This is a genomic window from Stenotrophomonas sp. 05L44_2 (genome assembly GCF_056665995.1).
In genome coordinates this window covers 1-8,117 of the sequence record NZ_JBFTNR010000097.1, presented here as the reverse complement: position 1 = coordinate 8,117, position 8,117 = coordinate 1, and the positions used below count along the sequence as shown (strand labels likewise).

At 67.7% G+C, this 8,117-nt stretch carries 3 protein-coding genes; 2 read left to right on the top strand and 1 reads right to left on the bottom strand.

Going from position 1 to position 8,117, the window contains the following annotated elements:
- Positions 1-193 precede the first annotated feature (193 nt).
- Positions 194-4,924, top strand: a complete 4,731-nt coding sequence (locus AC1VAN_RS05300; protein ID WP_480985401.1) for an ATP-dependent helicase — start codon at positions 194-196, stop codon at positions 4,922-4,924.
- A 169-nt stretch (positions 4,925-5,093) separates the two neighbouring features.
- The gene (locus AC1VAN_RS05295) at positions 5,094-5,576 is read left to right on the top strand and encodes a LuxR family transcriptional regulator (RefSeq protein ID WP_100436082.1); all 483 of its coding nucleotides are present in this window, start codon (positions 5,094-5,096) and stop codon (positions 5,574-5,576) included.
- A 57-nt stretch (positions 5,577-5,633) separates the two neighbouring features.
- On the opposite strand, the gene aceE is transcribed toward AC1VAN_RS05295, so the two are convergent.
- Positions 5,634-8,117, bottom strand: a 2,484-nt coding sequence (gene aceE / locus AC1VAN_RS05290; protein ID WP_480985400.1) for a pyruvate dehydrogenase (acetyl-transferring), homodimeric type, incomplete at its 5' end; no start/stop codon positions are given.

The window sequence follows — 8,117 nt, the reverse complement described above, 5'->3', positions numbered from 1 at the left end:
GTGGGTACGATCGTGACCACGGATACTGACGGCGGGCGGACCACGCGTCTTTACAGCGACGTCTGGCGTTTCCGTGACGGCAGGATGGCTACGCTCCGGGCCTTTGTTGTCGACCCTCGGATCAGCTGCCTGATGCAACCAGCGCCAACCAAGGCCCGGCCAACGGGCCGCAGCTGGGTATGATCGACGCACCATGACGCCGCCTGATTTCCCGCAGGACCCGCTGCAGCGCTTCCATCCCGCGACGCAGGCCTGGTTCCGTGCCGCGTTCGATGCCTCCACGCCGGTGCAGGATCAGGCCTGGTCGTCGATCGGTGCCGGGCAACATACCCTGGTCATCGCGCCAACCGGATCGGGCAAGACACTTGCCGCATTCCTGCATSCCATCGACCAGCTGTTCGCCGAGCGTGATCGGCAAGCGCGCGCAGCGCCGTTGGCCAAGCCGGTGCGGCGAACCCGTGTGCTGTACCTGTCGCCGATCAAGGCGCTGGGCAGCGACGTGCAGCGCAACCTGCAGGTGCCGCTGCAGGGCATCACCGACGAGCGCGCCCGACGCGGCGAGCCGGCGGTGCAGCTGACCGTCGCATTGCGTACCGGCGATACCTCCAGCAGCGAACGTGCAGGCCTGGTGCGGCGGCCGCCGGACATCCTGATCACTACGCCCGAGTCGCTGTACCTGATGCTGACCTCGCAGGCACGCGAGATCCTGCGCGATGTGCAGACCGTCATCCTCGATGAAATCCATGCAGTGGCCGGCGGCAAACGCGGTTCGCATCTGGCGCTGAGCCTGGAACGGCTGGATGCGCTGCTGCACGAGCCGGCGCAGCGCATCGGCCTGTCGGCCACGGTGCGGCCGGTCGACGAGGTGGCGGGCTTCCTGGGCGGCGACCGCCCGGTGAGCGTGGTCCAACCCGGCTCGGCGCGGCAGCTGCAGATGCGCATCGTGGTGCCGGTGGAAGACATGTCCAGCCTGACTACGCAGGGCACGCCCGGGGAGCGCGACGGCGGCGCGCGGATCGGCTCGATCTGGCCGCACGTGGAGGCAAGCATTCTCGACAACGTGCTGCGCCATCGCTCGACGATTGTCTTTGCCAATTCGCGTGGCGTAGCCGAAAAGCTGACCGCACGCCTGAACGAGCTGCACGCCGGACGCAGTGGCGAAGACGGCGCAATCCGTGGCGATTCGGGTAACGGGTTGGCCTATGGCTCTTTCACCGGCAGTACGGTCAACCGGGTCTCCGCTGCGCCGGCACTGATTGCACGCGCGCATCACGGATCGGTCTCCAAGGAGCAGCGCGGCGAGATCGAGCAGGCGCTGAAATCGGGTGCACTGCGCTGCGTGGTGGCCACGTCCAGCCTGGAGCTGGGGATCGACATGGGGCTGGTCGACCTGGTGATACAGGTGGCCGCGCCGCCGTCGGTGGCCAGCGCCCTGCAGCGCGTTGGTCGCGCCGGCCACCAGGTGGGTGGCATGTCCCGCGGTCTGGTGTATCCGCGTACGCGGCGCGACCTGATCGATGCCGCTGTGGTGGTGGACAGCATGCTGGCCGGACGCATCGAGGCCATCGCTCCGCCGCGCAACCCGCTTGATGTGCTGGCCCAGCAGACGGTGGCGGCGGTGGCGATGGAGCCGTGGCAGGCCGATGCCTGGTATGCGCGGGTACGCCGTGCCGCGCCGTACCGCTCACTCCCGCGCAGTGCCTTCGACGCGGTGCTGGACATGCTTTCCGGCCGCTATCCGTCCGAGGATTTCGCCGGCTTCCGGCCGCGGCTGGTATGGAACCGGCAGAGCGGTGAGCTCAGCGCTCGCCCTGGTGCGAAGCAACTGGCGGTTACCAGCGGCGGCACCATTCCCGACCGTGGCATGTACAGCGTGGTGCTGCCTGAAGGAGAAGAGCGGGCCGGATCGCGCCGCGTCGGTGAGCTGGACGAGGAGATGGTCCACGAGTCGCGGGTGAATGATGTGATCACGCTGGGCGCGACCTCATGGCGGATCGACCAGATCACCCACGATCAGGTGGTGGTGACGCCCGCACCCGGACGTTCGGCGCGCCTGCCGTTCTGGCGTGGCGAAGGTGTCGGCCGCCCTGCCGAACTGGGACAGGCCATCGGTGCGTTTCTCGCCGCGTTGGAGGCGCACATCGATAGCAGTGACACCCCTGCGACGGCGCTGCACGCACGCCTGCAGGCCAGTGGCCTGGACGCCAACGCGATCAGCAACATGCTCGGCCTGGTCGCCGAGCAGCGGCAGGCCACGGGCGTGCTGCCCACCGATCTGCGCCTGGTGGTGGAACGCTGCCGCGACGAGCTGGGCGACTGGCGGGTGATGCTGCATTCGCCGTATGGCCGCCGCGTGCATGATCCGTGGGCATTGGCGGTGGCAGCACGATTGCGCGAACGCTGGGGCATCGACCCGGCCGTGGTCGCCAGCGACGATGGCATCATCGCGCGGATTCCCGACAGTACCGGGCGCGTTCCGGGGGCGGACATGTTCGTGTTCGAACCGGAACGGTTGCGCCGCACGATCACCGCGGCGGTCGGCCATTCGGCACTGTTCGCGGCGCGCTTCCGCGAGTGTGCCTCGCGCGCACTGCTGTTGCCGCGTCGCACGCCGGGGCGTCGATCGCCGCTGTGGCAGCAGCGCCTGCGCGCCGGCCAGTTGCTGGAAATCGCGCAGGCCCATGCGGAGTTCCCGATCCTGATCGAGACCGCCCGCGAGTGCCTGCAGGATGTCTACGACCTGGATGCGCTGGACGCGCTGATGCAACGCGTTCAACGCGGCCAGGTGCAGTTGCTGGACGTCGCGACCGAGGTGCCTTCGCCGTTCGCGGCCAATCTGCTGTTCGGCTATGTCGCCGAGTTCATGTACGAGGCGGACGTGCCGCTGGCCGAGCGCCGCGCCTCGGTGCTGTCACTGGACAGTGGCCTGCTCGCCGAGCTGCTGGGCCAGGTAGACCTGGGTGAACTGCTGGATGCGGGGGTGGTCGATCAGGTTGAACRTGAACTGCAGCGGCTGGAACCTGCGCGCAGGGCCCATGGCATGGAAGGCGTGTCCGACCTGCTGCGCGAGCTGGGACCGTTGCCTGCATCGGACCTGGCGCTGCGCCTGTCCGATCCGGAATGCGTGGAAGTGCACCTGGCAGCGCTGCAGGCGCAGCAGCGCGCCATCCCGGCTTCAATTGCCGGCCACACGCAGTGGGTCGCCGTGGAGGACGCCGCACGTGTGCGCGATGCGTTGGGTACGGCGCTGCCGGGCGGGCTGCCCGAGGTGTTTCTTGCAGACATGCCCGATCCCCTCGGCGATCTGCTGGCCCGCCACGCACGTACGCATGCGCCCTTCACCAGCAGCGCGCTGGCCAAGCGGTTCGGGCTGGGTGTGGCGGTGGTCGACGGCGCGCKGGAAAGGCTGCAGGAGCAGGGGCGGGTGCTGCGTGGCAATTTCGGCGCAGCGCGGCGACAGCAGGGAAATGAGCGGGTGCATCCGTCGCCGGACGTAGTGCACGAATGGGTCAGCGAAGATGTGTTGCAGCGTCTGCGCCTGCGTTCGCTGCAGGCCGCACGTGAAGCCACCCGGCCGGTGCCACCGGCAGCCTATGTGCGCCTGCTGCTGGAGGGGCAGGGGGTATTGCTGGAAGGCGGCGCCGGGCGTGCCCGCAATGGTGCCGTTGCGGCCATGCTTGAGGGCAGCGACGGCGTTGCCCGTGTGGTCGAGCAGCTGGCGGGGTTGCCGCTGCCGGTTTCGGTCTGGGAACACCAGGTCCTGCCGACCCGGGTGCGCGACTACGCACCGGCCCTGCTTGATGAGCTGCTGGCCACCGGCAGGGTGCTGTGGGCCGGGCACGGACGGCTGGGTGACGACGACGGCCTGGTGTCGCTGCACCTGCAGGAACATGCCGCCGAAACGTTGCCGCTGCTGCCGGAAGCGGATCCGGCGCTGCGTACACCGATGCAGGACGCCATCGTGCAGGTCCTGGCCGATGGCGGCGCCTACTTCGCGCGGCAGCTGGCCACGCAGGTGCAGTCACGCCTGGTCGGCAGTGCGGCGGCGGCCGAGGACTTCCAGCTGGCGCTATGGCAGCTGGCCTGGAGGGGCGAAGTGAGCAGCGACCTGTGGTCGCCGTTGCGGGCCCTGGCCGGCGTGCGCCAGCAGCGGGCACGCGTTGCGTCGGCCTCGCGGCGCACGCGGGGTTTCCGCTTCATGCCGACGCTGGACGCGCGGGCCACGGCGCTGGACCCGGCCATTGCCAGCGGGCCGACCCTGGCGGGGCGATGGTCGTTGCTGCCCCGCGAGCGCAGCAACGACACGGTGCGGGCGCTGGCGCTGGGCGAAAGCCTGCTTGATCGCTACCGGGTGGTGACCCGGGCGGCGGCAATGACCGAAGCGGTAACCGGTGGGTTCCCTGCACTGCAGCCTGTCTATCGAGGCATGGAAGATGCCGGGCAGGTCCTGCGTGGCCGCTTCGTGGCGGGGCTGGGCGGAGCACAGTTTGCAGAGCGCGGCACCATCGACCATCTGCGCGAACTGTCCGAGCGTGTGCCGCGTGAGCTGTCGGTCGTCGCGCTGTCAGCGCTGGATCCGGCCAATCCCTTCGGCAGCCTGCTGCCGTGGCCGCAGCCGGTGGCCGGTGCACGTCCGCTGCGGCGTTCCGGTGCGATGGTGGTGATCGGCAACGGCCGGTTGCTGCTGTACCTGGCGCAGGGCGGGCGGCAACTGTCCAGCTGGATCGAGGGCGGGGCGGAGGATGCGGCCAACACTCTGGTTGCCGCTGCACAGGCCTTGGCCGTGGCATTGCGCCGGGGGCGGCGCCTGTCCTTCACCCTGGAACGGATCAATGATGTGCCGGTGCATCGCGGCGCGCTGGTGGACGCGCTGCGGGCCGCAGGCTTCAGCAACGAGCCGCGCGGACTGGGATGGAACGGCTGAGCGCGGCGGAATCACCTCGATGAATGCTCACCCCGTGGGGCCTGGCCCCGGATCGGACTGCCGGACTGTGATGCAGTTCGTTACGCGCATACCCCGGTGGCTGCAGAGTCCGGGTAGCGTGGCATCGTGCACGCTGCGCAGACGGTTCATCACTCGACAGGAGACTCACATGAAGCTGTTTTCTGCTGTGCTGCTGTCCCTTCTTTCGCTGCAGGCATCGACGGCGGAGGCGGCCGACGCTCTGCCTTCGCCCCTGCTCGGCCGCTGGTCGCTGGAGATCGCCACTTCCGCGCTTCCTGAGGCGCAGCGGCCGCAACAGGTCGTGCTGGAATTCAAGGATGCCGGTGCGGGCAGGTGGAGCTCGCACGTGGACATCGTCCTGCATGATGGCAAGACCATGAAATCCGACGGTACGCTGGCACTGGATGGCACGCCCGCGGCGTTGACCGGCAGCTACGGCGCCAACCAGGCAACGCTGAAACTGCCGGCGCCGAACACGCTGGTGATGCAGCTGGTCGATCATGGCGCGCCGGCGTCCACCCGCGTGTACACGGTGGCCGCCGATCGCTCAACGATGACCGAGACCAAGGCCTTCTTCGGCCATGACGGCACGCCGATCCTGCAGACCAACCTGTTCAAGCGGTTGCCGTAGTGATGTGATGCAGCGGCACCCACAGAAGCGTGCTCTGCGGGTGCCGTTGCTGTTCTGTCATGCTGCGGCGGGATCGCGCTTGCCGGTGTCGATGCCGTACCGGTCGATCGCCTGCTGCAGCAGGCCCCGTTCCACATGCCCGTCATCGGCCAGGGCCTTCAGTGCCGCCAGTACGATGAAGTGGCGATCGATTTCGAAGAACGTGCGCAGCGATTCGCGTGTATCCGAGCGGCCAAAGCCATCGGTGCCGAGTGCGATGAAGCGCCGGTCGTTGATGAAGGGGCGGATCTGGTCGCCGACGATCTTCATGTAATCGGTTGCCACCACCACCGGGCCGGCATGGTCCTGCAGGCACTGCTGCACGTAGGGAACGCGCGGCTCGTCGGCCGGATGCAGCAGGTTCCAGCGCTCGGCAGCCAGGCCATCACGGCGCAGTTCGGTCAGGCTGGTGGCACTCCAGACATCGCTTGCGATGGCGAAATCCTGCTGCAGCAGATCGGCGGCGGCCAGCACCTCGCGCAGGATCGAGCCACTGCCCATCAGCTGCACGCGAGGCTGTGCCGTGCTGTCGGCAGCGGCGGGACGCAGCAGATGGAGCCCCTTCAGGATGCCGGCTTCGGCGCCGTCAGGCAGTGCAGGGTGCGGGTAGTTCTCGTTGAGCAKGGTGATGTAGTAATAGATGTCTTCCTGGTCCACATACATGCGGCGCAGGCCGTCGTGGATGATCACTGCCAGTTCGAAGTTGTAGGTCGGGTCGTAGGACACGCAGCTTGGAATCACCGAGGACAGCACGTGGCTGTGGCCATCGTCGTGCTGCAGGCCTTCGCCCATCAGGGTAGTGCGGCCGGAGGTGGCGCCAAGCAGGAAGCCACGGGTGCGCGCGTCGGCCGCTGCCCAGGCCAGGTCACCGACGCGCTGCAGGCCGAACATCGAATAGAAGATGTAGAACGGAATCGTGGCCAGGCCGTGGTTGCTGTACGCGGTGCCCGCTGCGATCCACGAACAGATCGCGCCGGATTCGTTGATGCCTTCCTGCAGGATCTGGCCGTCCTTGGACTCCTTGTAATAGCTCAGCTGGCCGGCGTCCTGCGGGGTGTACAGCTGGCCCAGGAAGGAATGGATGCCGATCTGGCGGAACAGCCCTTCCATGCCGAAGGTACGCGATTCATCGGGCACGATCGGGATCACCAGCCTGCCCAGTTCGGGATCCTTGAGCAGGGTGGTGAGGATGCGTACGAAGCCCATGGTGGTGGATTGGCCACGATCACCGCTGCCCTGCAACTGCACGTTGAACGTGGACAGCGGCGGCAGCGGCAACGGATCGACCTGGGTCAGCCGTGCCGGCAGCTGGCCGCCCTGCGCCTGGCGACGCTGTGCGAAGTAGAGCGCCTCGGCGCTGCCCGGTTGCGGGCGCAGGTAGGGCATCTCTTCCAGCTGCCCGTCGCTGACCGGCAGGTCGAAGCGGTCACGGAACGCACGCACCGCGTCGGCGCTCATCTTCTTCAGCTGGTGGTTGATGTTCTGGCCTTCGCCGGCCTCGCCCATGCCGAAGCCCTTCACCGTCTTGGCCAGCACCACGCTCGGGCCACCGCTGGTGTTCACCGCCTGCTGGTAGGCGGCGAATACCTTCTGCGGATCGTGGCCGCCGCGTGCCAGTGCCCAGATCTCGTCGTCGCTCATGTCCGCCACCAGCGCCAGCAGTTCCGGGTAGCGCCCGAAGAAGTGTTCGCGCACGTAGGCGCCACTCTGCGACTTGAAGGTCTGGTAGTCGCCATCCACGCACTCCATCATGCGCTGGCGCAGCAGCCCGCTGTGATCGCGTGCCAGCAGCTCGTCCCAGCCGCTGCCCCAGATCACCTTGATCACGTTCCAGCCGGCGGCGCGGAAGGTGCCTTCCAGTTCCTGGATCACCTTGGCGTTGCCACGCACCGGTCCGTCCAGACGTTGCAGGTTGCAGTTGACSACGAACACCAGRTTGTCCAGGCGCTCGCGCCCGGCCAGCGAAATGGCCGCCARCGATTCGGGCTGGTCCATTTCGCYGTCACCAAGGAAGGCCCAGACCTTGCGGCCCTGGTGCTGCTTCAGCCCCCGGTATTCCAGGTAGCGCATGTAGCGGGCCTGATAGGCCGCCGTCAGCGGGCCCAGGCCCATCGACACAGTGGGAAACTGCCAGAACCCGGGCATCAGCCGCGGGTGCGGATACGAGGACAGGCCCTCGCGTCCGGCTTCGCGGCGGAAGTTGTCCATCTGCTCGGCACTGATGCGGCCTTCCACGTACGCCCGGCCGTAGATGCCCGGGGCCGAATGACCCTGGATGTAGATCATGTCGCCGTCGAAGGTTTCGGTCCGTCCACGGAAGAAGTGATCGAAGCCCACGTCATACATGACTGCTGCGGATTGGTAGGTGGCGATGTGGCCGCCGACATTGGAATGCCTGCCGGCACGCAGCACCATCACCATGGCGTTCCAGCGGATCATCGCGTTCAACCGCCGCTCGATGGCCAGGTCACCCGGGTAGGCGGGCTGGCGTTCGGGGGGAAT

Bases quoted from the DNA above. Each gene is read 5' to 3' on its own strand.
- AC1VAN_RS05295 (WP_100436082.1), top strand. From the start codon at position 5,094: ATGAAGCTGTTTTCTGCTGTGCTGCTGTCCCTTCTTTCGCTGCAGGCA.